This window comes from Mucilaginibacter sp. PPCGB 2223 (genome assembly GCF_001705515.1).
GTDB lineage: Bacteria > Bacteroidota > Bacteroidia > Sphingobacteriales > Sphingobacteriaceae > Mucilaginibacter.
In genome coordinates, this window is the sequence record NZ_MDJS01000001.1 from 2,384,822 (window position 1) to 2,403,485 (window position 18,664).

Genomic DNA, 18,664 nt, shown 5'->3' on the forward strand with positions numbered 1-18,664 from the left:
GCTTTTGTATTCCAAAAGCTATTCATGCGCAGAACTCTTTCATTCGTATTTCTATTATTCGTCACTATCGCCGCCAGGTCACAAACCCCAGCAGCGGCTCAAAAACTCATCAAGGCTTATGCCGATTTTATCACAGGTTTTGCCGATAACCACATCATCTTTAAAGATAAAACCACCATGCTTTGGGATGATGGCATAAAAAACAAAACGCCTCAGCAACTGCTCGATGCGCCCGACCTGGAAGATATGTTCGTACAGCCTTATCAAACCGGCAAACCCGGGGGCGTACCTGCACGCTACGCCGACCCGGGGCGTATTCGTAACGAGGCTTTCTTTTTAAAAATGTATGGCGGCAGCGAGAGCGCTGTACGTAAAAACCTTACCGAAATTACTTGGTGCCCAAAACTGGTCGGTAAAAAAATCAGGGTAACTACCGTAAACGGTGTCGATAAAAAGCTGACTGAGATATCAAAAGAGCTTGACGAACACCCCGAGCTGCAAAAGTACCTCATCAACATTGGCGGTACGTTTAACTGGCGGCCCATTGCCGGCACCAACCGCCACAGCATGCACAGTTTCGGTATGACCATTGACCTCAACACCGACTACTCCGAATACTGGCAATGGGAGTGCAAATGCAAAAACGAAGATGCGGTTATCAGATACAAAAACAGGATACCGCAGATCATAGTGGATATTTTTGAAAAATACGGTTTTATATGGGGAGGCAAATGGTACCATTTTGATACGATGCATTTTGAATACCGACCTGAGCTGATCAATTAAAACAGATATGAAAAACCTGCTGTATTTTGCTTTGCTCTTATTACTACACCCGGACGATGATACTATCATCACACGTTTCACGGTGCCGGCCGGCTATATCCGGCAGAGCAGTGAGCCGGGCAGTTTTGGCAGCTACCTGCAAAACCTGCCGTTAAAGCCCGCAGGCGCCCACACCTATACTTACACCGGCGCCATCGCCAACACCGACCCTTATACCGCGGCCGTGGTAGATATAAGCGTAGGCCATGAAGACCTGCAGCAATGCGCCGACGCCGTGATGCGCCTGCGCGGCGAGTACCTGTACCGCCAAAAGCGATACACCGAAATAGCCTTTCATTTTGTGAGTGGTTTTAACTGCGATTATATTCATTATGCCGACGGTTACCGTTACCATAACGATAAATGGGTTTTAAAAGCCCGAAAGGACTATAGCTACCCGACTTTTATGAACTATATGCAGCTGGTTTTCGCCTATGCGGGTACGCTGTCGCTGGATAAGGAACTAAAAAAAGTAAGCAGCGCCGACGACTTAAAAGCCGGCGATATATTTATCCACGGCGGTTCGCCCGGGCATTGTTTTGTAGTGATGGATGTAGCCGAAAACGCCACCCATCAAAAGGTGTTTTTACTGGCGCAAAGCTTCATGCCCGCTCAGGATATCCAGGTGCTCAAATACACTTCGCCCTGGTTTAGTTTGGATAAACCGGCCGGTATCCCTTATGGGGAATTGATTAACCCGAAGTATTTGAAAAGGTTTAAGTAGAGACTTAAAAAATGTCGTTTCGAGCGAGCGCAGCGACGAGAAATCAACTAATGACCAATGAGCTAATGACTAACTAAGCCTTTATCCAGCTGAATTTGTACTCCAAACCCGGGTTTTTCATCCGGTCGGCAATGCGCAACAGGCGTTCTGGTAGTTTAACGATGTAATCACGCGCCTTTTCGCCGGCTTCATTCAGGTCGCCTATGCTTTCAATGTGCCAGTCTTCTATCAGGTCTTTCAGTATGTCTACATAGTCGACCGCGGTATAAACGCCCAAACGCTGCGCTGCATCGGTAAAATGGCCAAAGGTTTGGCCTATCTTTAAACCCACCTCACGTAAAAAGTGGGCCGGCATTACAATCTTTTTGCGCATCATATCCTCAAAGGCTATCATGGCCTCGCTGGCATCCACCTCGAATATTTTCGAAATAAAATGTTTGTAGGCGCGGGCATGGCGCATTTCATCGGCTGCTATAACGCCGCACATTTTCGACAGTAAAGTATCACCATCCTTTTTGGCCAGGCTGGCCACCCGGCGGTGGCTGATATTGGTAGCCAGTTCCTGAAATGAGGTATAAATAAAATTGCGGTAAGGGTCGCTGCCGGTGCCTATATCAAAACCATCGGCAATTAAGTATTGGGTAGATACCTCCATGGCGCGCATATCAACCCGTCCGGTAAGGTATAAATATTTATTAAGCAGGTCGCCGTGACGGTTTTCTTCGGCTGTCCAGTGGCGTGTCCATTTCATCCAGCCGCCTTCTTCTCCCTTGGTTACACCATCGACCATGGTAAGCCACGATTCGTAAGTTGGCAGGGCCTCTTCGGTAATCGTATCGCCTATCAATACGGCCAGCAGATCGTACGAAATCCCCTCAGCATTTTGCTGGAGCTCTTTAATATCCGAAAAAAACGATGGTTTGGTCGAATCCGGTAAAAAATCAGATGGTTGCCATATCTCGTCAACAGGTTTCAAAAAGTCGAACATCTTTTCGAGCATATATTTCTCGATATGTTGCATTACTTCCCGCCGCTGCTCTACAAAAAAATTCATATTTCAGGTGTTATCAGGCAAAGTTAAATATTAAAACCGAATAACGCTATTTAGACTGGTTTTAATTATGATAACCTATAGCATCCTGCATACAACCGGGCAAATTTTGTAACGAAGGCCGGCCGTTAAAAATCGAAAAACCATCGTTGTACTCCCACATCATACCGGGGATGCTCAAGGCAGCCAGCGTTTTGCGCATAGCTTTAATATACCGGCAGCGGCTGTCCAAATCGGCATACTTATTATATGCACCGTACTCGCTGCAAACCACCGGCACACGGTATTTATCGCTCCAGGGCTTAACATATTTGCTTAATTTATCCATTAACGATTGTTCGTTGCCATCGTTCCGGTATTCGTAGTATTTGGTTTCGCCCCAGGTATTCTTTGCTTTGGGGTTTAACCTTGGAAAATTTTCCTCACTATAAGGAAAAGCCACCCCGGTGGTCGCACTTTCATTGCCTATCCATTCGGCACCCTGGTGCGTAAAAAAAAATGGCTCGTAAAAATGAAAAGCGTAGATAATATTGTCGTCGGCAAGCCTTTCAAAGCGGCTCAGTTCGTAAATACTGTTGTAGTTTGAAGCCCCCACCAGCAAGGTGCGTTTGGTATCTACCTTGCGTATCCCGGTAACAATGTTGTAGGCTGCATCCTTCCATACCTGGTCGGTAACAACGGGTTCGTTATAGATATCGAAAAACAAGCGGTCGGGGCTTTCCTTAATATAGTATTTGGCTACTTTTTGCCACGTATCAATTATTTTAGGCGTTTCGGTAAGGTAATTGTCGTTTTTCAGGTTGCCGTTATGATAGTCGACTATCAGGCTAAAACCATACTCTTTACACAATTTAAGCACCAGGTCTATACGTTTAAAAACCTCGGTAAGCTCAATCTGTTTATCGTTAAAATACGTAAATGCGACGGGCAAACGCACCGCCCTGAAACCTAATTTTTTTAACAGCACAAAATCGCTCCGCTGCACAAAGGTATCGCTTACTATTTTGCGGCTCCAGGTTTGCTCGAGCCACGAAATATTGATGCCGTTGTTTAGTCTTGCCGCCCGTTTAAACAACCATTCGCGATCGTCGTTATACATTGGTTTAGTTTTTGCATTGATAGGCGATGGTATGCATGGTGTTAGAACAAACAGCAATAGTGCAAGGGTAGTACAAGTATATTTGTAACATTTTAAGCATTTATCCATTAATTTTATAATTTTAGGCAGTAATACTTCCATTTGTTCAACCTTACTAAATAATAATAATACCCGATGTTTGTTCAATTAGATAAAGAAGAGCTATCCAAAGAAACGGCAAAAAAAGCCTGGTATTTGACCAATAACATTATCTGGACAATTATCTTCGTGTTCCCGCTGTTCAGCATCCTCGATTTTATTTACGTATCTAATTATTGGGTCCAGTTTTTTATCGCGCGCATTATTATCATCATGTTAATATACATGTTGTATAATTTGTTTCAGCGCAATAATTACAATTACCGTATACTGCTCCATATTGCGTTCTTCCTGTTATCCATCATCGCCTCGTTACTGTGTACCATGGTTAACGTAGCCCAGTTAAATCTTTATTTTTTAAGCTACGCTGCCATTGTGCTGTTTTTTAACGTACAGGTTTTCTGGGAGCCGGTAAACTCGGTCATCCAATCGTTACTGTCTCTTATCTTATTGGGCATCTTTTTCAAAACGGCCAATAACGATTATAACCTCGATATCTTCGTAACAAACGGTGGCCAGTTCTTTGTTATTATTTCGGTGATATCGTGTTTGATACCCAACGCCCGGTATAAAGTATTGGAGCGCGAGGTAAAATCAACCATCGTGATCGAAAAATCGAACAACCAGCTTAAGGAGCAATATCGCGATATTATCCAAAAGAACAGCATCATCGATGAACAGTACGAGCGCCTGCGCCGTATGGATGAGCAAAAAAACAGCTTCATCAATATAGCGGGTCACGATCTGAAAAACCTTATCGGTTCCATCATTATGAGCAATAATATGCTCAAAGAGGAGGACTACCGTTTAAGCTCCGACCAGCGCGAATTTATTGATTTTATCGGTCAATCGGCCGAAAAGATGCAATACATGCTGGGCAAGCTGATGGACGTGAAAGAGATCGAATCGCCCGAGATCAAATACAACCTCGAAATATTCGATATCAATACCGAAGTACACCACGTAGTTAAGGGCCTTGTTGAAACAGCACAGATGAAAAACATCCAGCTGATAGACAATATCCTGAAGCTGCCCCTTAATGTGCGCCTGGATAAGGTATTTACCGGCCAGGTGTTTCAAAACCTGCTGTCGAACGCCATTAAGTTTTCGCAAACCAATAATAAGATCAGGATCGCTACCACGCTTCAGCATCAAAAATTTGTGTTCGAGATTATTGATAAAGGCATGCCTATCGGTATGGACGAGCTGGATGCCATGTTCAACAAACTGAAAACGCTCAATGATGCGTCGAACACCTTTGAAAGCCGTTTGGGCCTGGGCCTTTCTATTGCCAAACTGATGACGAGCGAAATGGGCGGTGAGCTTACCTACCGCAGCGATGATAACGGAAACTATTTTAGAGTAGAATTTAACGTAATAAGCTAATAACCCTATATTATAATTTTAACAAAAAAATGAATAGAATTTTAACTCTGTTTGCATTCCTGCTGTTCCTGGGTAAGGTATCTTCGGCACAAACCAGCATAGTTTCGCTTAAATCGTTGGGCCACAACGATGAGGTGATCAGCGGAGTAAGCAGCTCTGCATCATATTTCGTGCGTATCGACCCTACGGTGGAGATAAACGGAAGCAGGTTGAATTTGTTTATCGAACCATCGCAGGTATTGCTCAAAAACCGTTCGTATATCAACATTTTAATGAACGATAAACCGGTTTACAGTACACGTATCGGCTCAGATTCGATATTGCGGTTTACCATTATGTTAAATAAGGATTACTTAACCGAAGATAAACGCTACATTAAACTGGGCCTGCGCACGCTGCTCAGCGTATCCGACGATAAATGTAAGGACATTGATAACCCGGGCATGTGGGTAAAGGTTAAAGCGAGCTCTTACTTCTCGTTCATTAAATCAAACAGCAATTTTTTTAACAACGTTAATATTTCAAACTGCTTTGATACCAAAACTGCCATTGTATACCCGAGCAACCCGTCGCTTACCGATTTGAAAGCCGTTGGATGGGCATACGCGCGCCTTAAACGCACCCAGATCAAAAATATATCCGTTTACGAATCGAGCAAAATGCCCGACAGCTTAACCAACTATATTGTGGTGGGCAACTGGTCGAAACTAACCGATGCGCAACGCGAAGTTATCAAAGTTAAACCCGAGGCAGGACAGGGCTTAGTATACCTGCACAAAGCGGTTATCCAAAAAATGGATACCCTATACCGCGATGTGATGACCAAATACGGCGTATCGTTTGTTAAATCGGTAGCCATGCAAACTATACCTACCGAAACCCTGTTTATTTCGGGATACGACGAGGATGGTTTCAACAATACCATTACCACGCTGGCTAACAGCAACGTGATCAAATCGAGCTTTGGCGACTTTTTGGTGATCAACAAAGCCGAAAACACCAATGTTAAAACCATCGACGAAAGCAAATCGCGCCTGGCGTTAAAGGATATGGGCGGCTTAACCACCCTGATGGAAGGTATAGGCTCGTTAAAAACCAGCTACCAGTTTAAAAACAGCGATTTTAGCTTTACACCCAAGGAGATTGAGGTAAAAATAGTAGGTAACTACAGTAACCTTAACCTGAGCGACCGCGGTTTCTTTAATATTTACCTCAACGGGGTGCTGATCAGTACCGAAAAGCTCGATCCATCGGGTAAATTAAATACGACTGCTGTCATCAACCGTTACGAGCTGCAAAAGTTCAATACGCTCGAAACCGAGTTCCGCTTCTATCCGGGCAGCGGTAATTGCGAAAACAGCTTTATCAATTACTTTGGCGAGATCAACGTAAGCCAGTCGTACCTGCAAACCAAAATACCTTTTATTGCCAACAACCTGAGCTTTTACCAGTATCCCGAAGCTTTCAACACCGGTAAAACATCCATCGTGTTAACCCGCGGTATTGCAAAATATGCAGCCGCTACCATCGGCGAAATTATTTACGAGCTGAACAACAACCTGCACGCCGACAACTTTCCTGATTTTGTTTATTCGGACAGGCTGGATAAATCGCTGTTAAAGAAAAACAACATTATCGCCCTGCTCTCAAAAGACGATGAGATCATGAGCGAGTTCCCGGATGCGCCTATCAAGTTCAACCGTAAGTTCAGGCTCTATAACAACGAAAATAACAAAGTAGTGTACGAGCTGAACGATACCGTATCGAACGGTTTGGCGCAGATATTTTACGGTCGCGGCAATAACGGTACACTCATCATTACCGGTACGGGCAAAAACCTCGACCAGGCCTTCCTGTCGGCAGCCAAATCCATTACCGACCAGCTATCCACCTTATCGAGTAACATCTGTATCTCCGATGCTTCGAACAAATACCTGTTCAACATCAGTAAAGACAGCGACAACCTTGAGTATACCGATTCGAAAGGCTCGTTCGCCAAATTCTGGGAGGCGTATAACCTGTACATTTTATTGGTGATACTGGTGTTGATACTCGTATCGTTTCTGTATGTGCGGTCGAGGGTTCAAAAATCGCAGGATTCATTCAGCGAATAAGGCCCGTGCACCATTATTTATATGCTGCATTGTATTTTATAACACATAAACGCACATCCTATTTTGTTAAAAATGGCGTTAGCTACTTCAATTAATGATACGGCCCCGGTTTGCGATCTTTTAATCAAAGATCACCTGATCACCTATGCCGACCTGGAAAAGATCAGCGATTTTTCAAAACGCTCGGGTTTGTCATTCATCAAAATAGCGTTAACCTTCGGCTATATTTCGCGCAAAAACTACGAAGGCTGCCTAAGCAATGCGGGCTATGTGTTTAACGATAAAGTACGCGAGGAAGCCGTCGACGATGAGGTGCTCGAGAAGCTCGACCTGAAGTTTATCACCAACTTCTTCGCCCTGCCTATCCGCATCGAAAATAACCGTGTAGTAACCCTCATGGCCGACCCTACCGACCGTGAGTTTATTAACTTTATTTACGAAACATACGGCCTGGAGCCCGAGATCATCCTCGCATCCGATCTGGACATCGTTTGGCTGAGCCACAAACTCCTCGGCGAAAGTTATGTAAAGGATGCTGTGTTCGAGCTGATGAAAAGCGACCCTGCCAACTCGGCCCTTATCACGTTTTCGACCGGGCAGCTCATTTTTATCTTCGCTTCTATCGCGCTGATGGTGGTAGCGCTTTTTTTCAACTTTTCGCAGACATCCATCCTGCTCAATATCGGCATAAGCTCGTTTTTCCTGATCAGCATCCTGTTTAAGCTGTTTCTGGCTTTGCTGGGGTCGCGCTTTGAGCTGCACCAGGCGGTTACCCGCGACGAGGTTAGGCATGTTGTAGACGACGACCTGCCTATCTACACCATACAATTACCGGTTTATAAAGAAGATAAACTGATTAAAAAACTGATATGGAACCTGCAGAGCATCGATTACCCGCGCGAAAAGCTGGACATTAAATTGCTGATTGAGGAAGACGACAGTAAAACACTCAACGCAGTAAAGGATCTGAACTTCCCTGCCATATTCGATGTAGTGGTGGTGCCCTTTCACATGCCTAAAACCAAGCCAAAGGCATGTAACTACGGCCTGTATTTTTCGCGCGGTAAATACCTTACCATTTATGATGCCGAGGACATACCCGATACCGATCAACTGAAAAAGGTGATCATGTTATTTGAGAAACTGCCCGAGAACTATATCTGCATCCAATGTGCGTTAAACTACTTTAACCGTAACGAGAACTTCCTTACCCGTATGTTTACCCTCGAGTACTCGTACTGGTTTGACTATATGCTGCCCGGCCTCGATACCTTGGATATCCCCATCCCGCTTGGCGGTACCAGCAACCACTTTAAGCTGGATAAACTGATCGAACTGGGAGCCTGGGACCCGTTCAACGTTACCGAAGATGCCGACCTTGGCCTGCGCGCCTATTCAAAAGGTTATAAAGTATCCATCGTAAACTCTACAACTTACGAGGAAGCCAATAACGATTTCTTTAACTGGATACGTCAGCGCTCGCGCTGGATAAAGGGGTACATGCAAACCTATCTTATCCACATGCGCAACCCGGTAAAATTATACAAACGCATAGGCTTGCGCGGCTTCCTGGGCTTTAACTTTTTTATCGGCGCAACACCCATAACCTTCTTGATCTACCCGGTTCTGTTAGGTATATTCCTGGCTTATGTAGTGCTCGATTTTACCTGGATACGCGCCCTGTTTCCTGATTGGGTGTTGTTTATATCCATTTTCAACCTCATCATCGGTAACGTGCTCATGATCTATGTTAACATGATGGCCGTATTTAAACGCCGTTTTTACGAGCTGATCCTGTTTTCGATGGCCAATCCCATCTATTGGTTAATGCATTCCATATCGGCATATAAAGGTCTTTACCAGTTAATTGTTAAACCTTTTTACTGGGAGAAAACCAACCATGGTTTAAGCAAAACGGCAGGCACTGTCACCCAACCTAAAACAACGGTGTAAATGAGGCGCAGGGTATTATATCTGTTTTTTTCGAGCGTTACCCTTGCGGTGTTTTACCTGGTGCTGGGCATTAACCTGCAGCACTTAGGGTATTACAACCACGAGTCGCTGTTCTATATCGAAAAGGCGCGCATCGTTTTCGAGGGCACCGGTCTGCGCTTAAAAACCATCGGTTTAACATCGCCCATGATCCCTTTTTATGGCGTGCTGCCCTTTGCCCAGCTTAACTACCTTATTGCGCCTGTTATAGCTTCGGCCTTAGGCACGGCGGCCTTGTTCTTTATTATCAGCCTCGGTGTTATTAAAACTACTAAAGACAACTTTCTGATACTGATCCTGCTGCTGTTGTTTATCTTCCATCCGGGTTTTATTTACATGGGTTGCTCGGGCAAAGGCATTTATGCCACCATGATATTTTTCTTCCTGTTTTTTTATAACATCTTCAGGTTTTACATCTCCAACACCACGTTCCATATATCCATAGCCAGTATTTTGCTGGTGATATTGCTTTTTTGCGACTATAAGTTTATCTGGATGACGCTGTTCTTCATCCCCCTGATTATATCTATCGCCATACAAAGCTTGAACCTGGCCGAAAAGCAATCCATCTTCAGGCTCTTCCTCAGCTTTAATAACCCTTCGCTGCGCCGCAAACTGATGAACAAAACGTTCGCCATGTATGTGATCATTTTTATTTTGCCGCTCATCGCTATTTTATGCTATAAATTACTGAACCAGGCCCACGCCAACGATTTTAATTATTTCAGCGATAGCCCCTACGCTACCTGGAATGTACTGGTTGATAAATTTGAGAAAACGGTTTCGCCTTCGGTAACCAATTACAGCATACCCGAGGTTAGTTTTTTAACGTCGGTGAGGGTGCTGGTTTATTGCCCGCTTATATTGCTGGGCGCTTACTTCTTCCGGTCGAACACCCAGCACTTTTTAACCCTGCTCATCCCTTTTGCGCTGGTCGAATTTTTAAAGATCCACGAAGAAAACTCCAGCTTTTTGCCCATGCAGTATTACCTGATGTTTATCGTTTTGGCTTATCTCGCCCTGGTATTCAGGAGCCAGGTAATTGCGCGGCGAAAGGTGTACAAGGTAATTATCGTACTATTGGTAATTGTACAGGTATTTACCGGTTATTTTTTCCTGCGCGATTCGATGATACAATCGGAAAACAGCTTTGTAACCACTTTTCAAAAAACCAACGATACCAACGAGCCGACAACTTTTGATGAGTATAAACAAATGGCCGATTTCATCAACCACCTGCCCCGGAAATCGTCGATACTGATTGATGACGTTAATGCTTACCCGATACTGGCTTATGTAAAGAGCCTCAAAAATATTACCCTGCCTTACCAGGACGCTTTTTTGAGCGCTATCGAAAACCCGTCGACCTATGTGAGCTATGTTTTATTGGCAGGAGATCAAAACAGCGTTGGCGGGTACACACAACTCAATTTTAAGTATAAGCTGACGATGGAAACACGCAACAGCCTTACATTAGAAAAAGTTTACGAATCGGATAACTGGACCATGTACCGCATCCGGGTAAACGGCCACGAGTTTGATGAATCGCTGATCCGCTAAGCGCAAAGAATTATCTTGCTGTTTGGGTTAAGCTAACAAAGGCCGCAAGATTCTTTTTTTCCTGCGCGGTACTGTCTATCCGGTTAAGCACCAGCCTGTAATTATACCCTCCGTCTATAAACCGTATCCAGTTATCCCGGCTTAGCTCGGTATTATCGGCAATAGTGGTTTGGCAGGTAAAATTGCCCGAAGTGTGGCAAATATTTACATATACCGTATTAGTGCTGTTATCCATTTTGAGCAGCTTTACGCAGATGGGGCCAAACTGCACCGACCGGCCAACGGTAAACCATTGTTCATCATACCTTACCGTTTTATCCTGTTGCTGCTGTATCATCGGGGCAACATACCGGTTGTTATCACCCTGCACAACATCGTGTCCCTGCATACGCGGGTTAACGATGATCAGCGAGTCTTTTTTCAGGTTAAGCGTATAGTGGTGCACCGAGTCGCCGTACATAATGCTGTACTCGTGCTTACCCAAAGGCAGGTCATCAATAACCACTTCGCCTTCGTTATCGGTAGTCAGCGAATCCTTACCATCAAATACCAGGGCCTGGTATGCTAAGAAATCATTGGGCCCGTTTTGCAGGGATATAGTTAGTTTGGCCTTGCGCGGAGGTATCATATTATAAATACGGTGCACCTTATCGCGGCAGCCGTCATTCAAAAAAACAGTAGCAATAATCAATAAAATAACAATGCCCGCAATTACGGTCGACGCGTTCGATAAGGGTTCAATTCTCCGGGGCTCTGTCATTTAATCAAAAATAACGGTTAAGGTAGCTAACATTTTCATAAAAACCGCCATATTTTTAAAAACCACTATCATTAGCGCTATATTATTATCAATTTGTTAAAAAATTGAGATATTAAATTTCATTTTAGTTAATTATATTTCAAGATATCCACCATTTCCAACTATCTCATTATTACAAAGTGTTAATTTTATGAAATCGGTTTCATAAAATTACATAACTGTATGCCGCTGCTACCCATCCGTTATATACATTAATAACGAGTAAATCCTGTCAAAATCATTTTTTGCTTGATTTTTTATTTCAACAAAATTTATCTAATATTGTATCAGCCAATTAATTTTATGAAATCGGTTACGTAATATAATTGCTACCTAAGCATATTACGCAGCGCAAATCATCAAACCATAAAACACCTGTTGCCGAATTATGAACAAGCACATCAAAAAAACCCTTGCCGTACTTGCCGGGGCAATGGCCTTTTACCAGGCATCTGCACAAAAACAAAAGCCGAAATTCCTGACCGAGCCGCTGATCTCGAACATCTACACGGCCGACCCTTCGGCACATGTTTTTAACGGCAAAATATACATCTACCCCTCGCACGATATTGATGCCGGGATACCCGAAAACGATAACGGCGACCATTTTGCCATGCGCGATTACCATATCCTGTCGATGGATTACATCGGCGGCAAGGTTACCGACCATGGTGTGGCCATCGATATTAAAGACATCCCATGGGCGGGTCGCCAGCTTTGGGCGCCTGATGCCGCCTATAAAAACGGCACCTACTTTCTGTACTTCCCGGTAAAGGATAAAAAGGATGTGTTCCACATCGGGGTAGCTACCTCGAAAAACCCTGCCGGGCCATTCAAGGCACAGCCTCAGCCTATACCGGGCAGCTTCAGCATCGACCCGGCCGTATTTACCGATACCGACGGCTCATCGTACATGTATTTCGGCGGTATATGGGGCGGGCAATTGCAGCGCTGGGCAACCGGCAAGTACGATGCCAACGGCTCAAAAACCGATCTTGGCCACGATAACGAACCAGCCTTAAGCTGTAAAGTGGTAAAAATGAGTAAAGATATGATGCACTTTGACGGCAAGGTTAAAGATGTGGTGATACTGGATAAACAAGGTAAACCTTTGCTTACTAAAGATCACGATCACCGTTTCTTCGAGGGTTCGTGGATGCATAAGTATAAAGGCAAATACTACTTCTCCTACTCTACCGGCGATACGCATTACCTGGAGTATGCGATCGGCGATAAACCCTTCGGGCCGTTTACGTATGCGGGCATGCTAATGAAACCCGTACAGGGATGGACCACCCATCACTCGATAGTAGAGTTTAAAGGCAAGTGGTACATCTTTTATCACGATACCGAACTCTCGGGCAAAACCCACCTGCGCAACATTAAGGTTACCGAGTTGAAGCATAATGCCGACGGCACCATTCAGACTATCGATCCGTTTAAAGCCAGTTAATTAAGTTTATAAATCGATACCTTAGCCCGACCTAAATTATAAACCTGATGAAAAAACTATATGCCGGTTTCGTGGCTGCTGCACTCGCGTTTACCAATATATCGGCTGTACCTCAGCAAGGCCTCAAAGTTTGGAACAATAAACAGTGCGCCGTAGTCCTCACGTACGACGATGCGGTGGATATCGACCTGGATAACGTAGTACCCGCCCTCGACTCGGTAAAGCTGAAAGGCACTTTTTATATTATCGGCTCATCCCCGGTAATCAACAACCGGATGGAGCTATGGCGCAAGGCGGCAAAGGAAGGACACGAACTGGGCAATCACGCCCTGTTTCACCCCTGCGATGGCAGCCAGCCAGGCCGCAGTTGGGTATCGCCCGACCACGACCTGAGCAAATACACCATCGGCCGCGCTGTGGATGAGATACGCGCCAACAACGTACTGCTAAAAGCCATCGACGGGAAGAACGAGCGCACCTTTGCCTACCCCTGCGGCGACCTGAAGATTGGCGGCGTTGATTTTTATACGGCCCTGCGTAAAGATTTTGCCGGCGCACGTGGCGTAACCGGCGGCCTGCAAAGCGCTGCGCAGGTCGACCTGGACAACATCAACAGTTTTACAATCCAGAACCAGCCAGCAGATTATATGATCAACCTGGTAAAAAAGGCGCAGGAGACGCATACGCTTTGCGTATTCCTGTTTCATGGCGTTGGCGGCGGGCATAGTATTAATGAAGACAGGACTGCACATGCCAAATTACTGCAATACCTCAAGGCTCACGAAAAAGATATTTGGATAGCGCCCATGGTGGATGTGGCGAGGAATATCAAGGCGGAGCAGGGGAAATAAGCCTCCTGCTGTTCGAAGCCTCTGACTTCGAACGATTATGCCTGTAATATCTGACTACAGAAATCACTCGATAGTCTGAAGACTATGATCATATTGCTTCGAAGTCAGGAGACTTCGAAGAGCTAACTTAATTCTACACCGTCATCGGTGTTGTCACCAACACCATAAACTATTTCCTCGCACTTTCAGGCGGCCCCAAATAACTCGGTTTCAAACCACCGCAATCCAGCACCAGTTTTGCAGCACCACACCCGGGCTGATCATCCAGTATTTAACGGTATGCACACCTTACGCCGTTGTTGGTGTTGTCACCAACAACTCCATGAGCTACTATTTCCTTGCACTCTCGGGTGGCCCTAAATAACTCGGTTTCAAACCACCGCAATCCAGCACCAGTTTTTGCAGCACCACACCCGGGCTGATCATCCAGTATTTAACGGTATGCACACCCACTTTGGTAATTTGATGTACCGACGACTGGATATTGGCATTATTGCCTGCGTTTATACCCCATTGTCGTTCCGTATTATCGGCTTGTAAATTGATCACCTGCGGGGCCTCACCATCAATCGAAACAGCATATTTTAAGCCGCCGGCAGCATTATAATCCAGCGAAGGCGAAACATAAGTGATCAATTTTATTTCACCGCTCCGGCTCAGGTTTACCTGGTATTCGAGGTGTGGCGTAGCTTCGGTCAGCGTTTGTACAGGCACCGTTACCGGGAAAGTAGTTATGGCCGATAGCGTACGCCCGTGATCGGGCAACACTTCCCATTTGATGTTATTGCCATTCACCGCTCTGGTATAATGGATGGCTTCCATGCTCACATAGCCATTTGTTTCTACAAAACCGCTGCCTGCAAAAGGTATGTTTTCGATTACGACTTTTACCGTAGCTTCCTTACCGGCACCTTTTATAGTAACCGGGTATTCATGTCGCCCGGCAGGTGCTTTGGCCCAATCAATACTCACCATCAGGCGTTTTTGCTCATCAACCTTGCCTGCTACGTTGGTGATATTGATAAAAGGTTCGGCGCTTACCGTATACGTAAAAGGCTCTTTACCCTTGTTAAAAACATCGATATAGTAACTGCCATTTTTTACAGGGTAAAATACCGGCAAGGCCTGGTCTGTGGCCAGCACAGCGTTACTTTCGGCATAAACGCCCATGTCGGCAGTGGCAGGCAGGTCTATTTGTTTTACTTCGGGCATTTTATCAACAGGCGGTTGCTGCCAGTAGGTGTAGCCGATATGGGTCTGATCCATCATATGGTCCCACTTGCCGTTAGCCAATGTATGGTTATAGTAACTTGATATTTCGGCATCCTTGGCAAACAATGCTTTTGCTTCGGCAGCGGTAGTATTAGTAGCCGCCCTGCCCTGCTGCGCATAAAACCGATTTCTGGCTATCGTATAGTACATCTGGTTTAGGTTGGCGCAGGCCTTTACGGGGTGCAATACCAGCTCAAAATAAGCATCCTTATATTCGGCGGGCATTTTCTCCCACAGGTGCTCTGCTTCCTGTTCAAGATTATTATAGTCGGCAGCCACGTTTTCAAACTCGCGGTAATTGGTTAAACTATAAGTATTTTCGTTTAACATCTCGGGTTTACGCCTGCCGTTGTATTTGGTGTATTTTGATAAGATGGACGCTATCTCAGCCGCATGTTCGGGCCCGAACTGCTGTGCTGCCCAATCGCGGGTATATTTATCCAGCCCGCCGGCCGGTATCCGGTCGGGGTTCCAGGCATAGTCTAAAAAGAACGATATCGGGAACTCCATCGGCTTCAGGTCGCCCACGTTCACTATCCAAACCTGGTTGGCGCCGTACTCGTGCGCCAGGTGCATCTGTTCCCAGGTTTTAGCAATCGGGTTTGTATTTAACCATTTGTAGTTACGCGGGCCACCCACATAATCAAAGTGATAGTAAATGCCATAGCCACCCGCACGCTTAGGATCGCCCAGCTTGGGCAATTTGCGGATGTTGCCCCAGTTATCATCGCACAGCAGCAGCGTAACATCATCGGGCACACGCATGCCTTTATCGTAATAATCCTGTACTTCCTTGTACAGCGCCCATATTTGCGGCGTTTTTTCGGCAGGCTTACCGGTGACATCGGCAATGATCTGCCTCTGATCTTTGACTATCTTTTCCAGCAGGGCCACGTTGCTGCCCTCGGTCATTGCCATATCGCCGTCGCCGCGCATGGCAATGGTAACCAGGGTTTCTTTGTTGCCCATATTTTCGATACCTTTTTTCCAGAAGGCTTTCAGCACATCGGCGTTCTTCTCATAATCCCAGGGGCCGGTACCATAACGCTTCCACTCCTGTTGTGCACGGTCCATAGGTTCGTGGTGCGACGTGCCCATTACTATGCCGTATTCATCAGCCAGCGCCGGGTCGGTTTTATCATCATCGTTAAATGCGTTGGCCCACATAGCCGGCCACAGGTAATTGCCTTTTAAACGCAGTATCAGCTCAAAAACTTTTTCGTAGGCCAGGTGGTTCACCCCGCCGAATTTTTCCTTCGTCCAGCCCGAGAAGGCCGGCGCTTCATCATTAATAAAAATACCGCGATATTTTACGGCCGGCGTACCCTGGGTATATCTGCCCCGCAATACATACAGATCAGCCTGCTTTTTAACAGGCACGTCGGCCCACCAGTACCAGGGCGATACGCCTATCTGTGCCGAAAGATCATAAATACCGAAAATAGTACCGCGCTTATCGCTGCCGGCTATTACCAGTGCGCTGCTCACACCCGGTAGAGGATTCTGTACCGTTTGTATAATAAAGTTTTCCCATTTGCCGGTGATATCCCGTACATCGAGCTTATGCTTTTTTACAAGATCGTCTATCAAACTGCTTTTACCAACAGTACCGATAAGCACACAAGTACCCGACGGCGCCGTAGTTGAAAATGCAGGTTGATTACCTGTTACCGAACCCAGATCGTTTTGCAGATCTTTCATCGCACGGATAACGCCCGGGTAATCATCGTTACTGCCATAAATATTGACGGGCTTACCGGCAGCAGCCAATGCAAAACTGCCCGTGACATTTTTTGTAGTAATATAGGGCTTTTCGCCTGCTGCATAGCTTATTTTACAGTAACCTAAAACAACAATCAGCAATAAAATCCGGATCATATATACTTTCATACCTCAGGTTCTCTTAAAAATTAACGACGCCCCAGTAGGCCTTTTTGGGTTGTTGGTTCACATCAAATAATAAAGGATAGTTTTTACGCCCGGGTACCGGGTATTGATCGAGCCAGGTGAACTGGTCGCACACGTTCCAAAAAGTAACGCCTGTAATTACCTTTTTATACTGCCTGAATATTTTGAATACCTCGGTATATTTTTCCAATTGCTTTTGCTCCAGTTCGGGCGTTAACGTATCAGATTCTCCGGGGCGTTTGGCGCGGCGTTCTTTCTCCCAGGGGTATATCGATACATCCAGCTCGGTAACCTGCACCTTTAAACCAAGCGATGAGAATTGTTCGATAGTTTTCTTTAAGTCGCTCACTGTTGGTTCGTAAACCGACCAATGAGCTTGTATGCCTACAGCGTTAATTGGCACATGCCTATCAACCAGCATTTTTAACAGTTTATAAACGCGCTCACGTTTTTCGGGGCGCTCGGTATTGTAATCGTTGTAGAACAATATAGCCTTAGGGTCGGCCTCGTGGGCCCATTCAAAGGCTTTGATGATAAATTCGTCGCCGCAAATCTGGTACCAGAGCGAATTACGCAAAAACCTGGTGCTGTCGTCATCGATAGCCTCATTCACCACATCCCAGGCGTATATCTTCCCTTTATATCTGCTTACGACGGTTTGGATATGATCGTGCAGGCGTTTCAGCAAAACTTCTTTGGTTACGCGGCCCCCTGTCGAATCTTTAAACAACCAATAGGGTGTTTGCTCATGCCAGCACAGGTTATGGCCGCGTACGCGCAAACCGTGCGACTGTGCAAAGCTGACGATCGAATCGGCATCGCGCCAGCTATACCTGTTCTCCTGCGGGTGTATTGGCGCCATTTTCATGGCGTTTTCGGGTGTTATACTATTAAACTGCGAAAGGATCAGCGATTTATACTGTGTTAGCGCCTGCACATTTACCGCCACACCGATAGGGAAATAGTTTTTGTAATAATCCTTTAACCCCTTACTGTTATCAACTATTTTTTGCTGAGCTACTGCTCCGTTGATATAAAAAAATAAAAAAAGCAAAAAAGCGTAGGTTCCGGTTTTCATCATCATTTTAATTATTTACACCTGCCATATATGTACCGGCAGGCCGACTAAAGTAAAGGCTAATTGGCTTTGATAGTTGCGCTTTAACTACCACAATACAAGTATAAACAAATTAAGCAATCGATTACAAATAAAATTGAATTTGAAGGAATATCAGGCAAAAAACAGGAGTATGCTGCAACAATAGTTGGGTAATTGTGTACGATTTACACTCAAAATCAAGTCAGGTTATGCCAGCAATTTTAATCGGTATCAGTAAATTTTAAAAAAATGGCGACCATTCGAAAATCATCAAAAAGCCATAAAAATAGCTTTTTTATTAATATTTTACTAAATAATCAAATCATTAATTATCAATCTTACCACAAACCAAAGCATTTCGCTTCTAAAATACGGTTGCTTTTTGTTTGAAAT

The 18,664-nt window shown here is 45.1% G+C and carries 14 protein-coding genes; 8 read left to right on the forward strand and 6 right to left on the reverse strand.

Going from position 1 to position 18,664, the window contains the following annotated elements:
* Positions 1-24 precede the first annotated feature (24 nt).
* A complete protein-coding gene (locus tag BEL04_RS10380; RefSeq protein WP_066003043.1) occupies positions 25-786 on the forward strand; it encodes a M15 family metallopeptidase in 762 nt (253 codons plus the stop codon).
* 7 nt (positions 787-793) lie between these two features.
* Positions 794-1,549, forward strand: coding sequence for a DUF4846 domain-containing protein (locus BEL04_RS10385; protein WP_066003045.1), 756 nt, complete (start codon positions 794-796; stop codon positions 1,547-1,549).
* 73 nt (positions 1,550-1,622) lie between these two features.
* Here the strand turns inward: BEL04_RS10385 and BEL04_RS10390 are convergent, their stop codons facing one another.
* Both BEL04_RS10390 and BEL04_RS10395 read right to left on the reverse strand, forming a co-directional pair.
* Positions 1,623-2,603, reverse strand: a complete 981-nt coding sequence (locus BEL04_RS10390) for an acyl-ACP desaturase (protein ID WP_066003047.1) — start codon at positions 2,601-2,603, stop codon at positions 1,623-1,625.
* A gap of 61 nt (positions 2,604-2,664) precedes the next feature.
* Positions 2,665-3,699: a glycoside hydrolase family 5 protein gene (locus tag BEL04_RS10395; protein WP_175404045.1), complete on the reverse strand. Its 1,035-nt coding sequence runs from the start codon at positions 3,697-3,699 to the stop codon at positions 2,665-2,667.
* 174 nt (positions 3,700-3,873) lie between these two features.
* Here BEL04_RS10395 and BEL04_RS10400 point away from each other — a divergent pair, with 174 nt between their 5' ends.
* The 4 genes from BEL04_RS10400 to BEL04_RS10415 all read left to right on the forward strand — a co-directional run bounded on the left by BEL04_RS10400 (position 3,874) and on the right by BEL04_RS10415 (position 10,889).
* Positions 3,874-5,223 (forward strand): sensor histidine kinase KdpD, encoded by a 1,350-nt coding sequence (locus tag BEL04_RS10400; protein ID WP_066003055.1) that lies wholly within the window; start codon positions 3,874-3,876, stop codon positions 5,221-5,223.
* A 29-nt stretch (positions 5,224-5,252) separates the two neighbouring features.
* A complete protein-coding gene (locus BEL04_RS10405) occupies positions 5,253-7,337 on the forward strand; it encodes a cellulose biosynthesis cyclic di-GMP-binding regulatory protein BcsB (RefSeq protein ID WP_066003057.1) in 2,085 nt (694 codons plus the stop codon).
* 72 nt (positions 7,338-7,409) lie between these two features.
* Positions 7,410-9,290 (forward strand): glycosyltransferase family 2 protein, encoded by a 1,881-nt coding sequence (locus tag BEL04_RS10410; protein WP_066003059.1) that lies wholly within the window; start codon positions 7,410-7,412, stop codon positions 9,288-9,290.
* Entirely contained in the window at positions 9,291-10,889 is a 1,599-nt protein-coding gene (locus BEL04_RS10415) for a hypothetical protein (RefSeq protein ID WP_066003061.1), read from the forward strand. It abuts the gene before it with no gap.
* A 10-nt stretch (positions 10,890-10,899) separates the two neighbouring features.
* Here BEL04_RS10415 and BEL04_RS10420 read toward each other — a convergent pair whose 3' ends face one another.
* The gene (locus BEL04_RS10420) at positions 10,900-11,649 is read right to left on the reverse strand and encodes a hypothetical protein (protein WP_066003062.1); all 750 of its coding nucleotides are present in this window, start codon (positions 11,647-11,649) and stop codon (positions 10,900-10,902) included.
* 472 nt (positions 11,650-12,121) lie between these two features.
* On the opposite strand from BEL04_RS10420, the gene BEL04_RS10425 reads away from it, so the two are divergent.
* Both BEL04_RS10425 and BEL04_RS10430 read left to right on the forward strand, forming a co-directional pair.
* Positions 12,122-13,141, forward strand: coding sequence for a glycoside hydrolase family 43 protein (locus BEL04_RS10425; protein ID WP_066003626.1), 1,020 nt, complete (start codon positions 12,122-12,124; stop codon positions 13,139-13,141).
* A gap of 47 nt (positions 13,142-13,188) precedes the next feature.
* A complete protein-coding gene (locus tag BEL04_RS10430) occupies positions 13,189-13,992 on the forward strand; it encodes a polysaccharide deacetylase family protein (protein ID WP_066003063.1) in 804 nt (267 codons plus the stop codon).
* 169 nt (positions 13,993-14,161) lie between these two features.
* Here the strand turns inward: BEL04_RS10430 and BEL04_RS24755 are convergent, their stop codons facing one another.
* The 3 genes from BEL04_RS24755 to BEL04_RS10440 are packed head-to-tail and all read right to left on the reverse strand — an operon-like array spanning position 14,162 to position 18,256.
* Positions 14,162-14,263, reverse strand: a complete 102-nt coding sequence (locus BEL04_RS24755; RefSeq protein ID WP_175404053.1) for a hypothetical protein — start codon at positions 14,261-14,263, stop codon at positions 14,162-14,164.
* A gap of 59 nt (positions 14,264-14,322) precedes the next feature.
* Entirely contained in the window at positions 14,323-17,154 is a 2,832-nt protein-coding gene (locus BEL04_RS10435) for a glycosyl hydrolase 115 family protein (RefSeq protein ID WP_083227847.1), read from the reverse strand.
* 13 nt (positions 17,155-17,167) lie between these two features.
* Positions 17,168-18,256: an endo-1,4-beta-xylanase gene (locus tag BEL04_RS10440; RefSeq protein WP_139112977.1), complete on the reverse strand. Its 1,089-nt coding sequence runs from the start codon at positions 18,254-18,256 to the stop codon at positions 17,168-17,170.
* Positions 18,257-18,664: the final 408 nt, after the last annotated feature.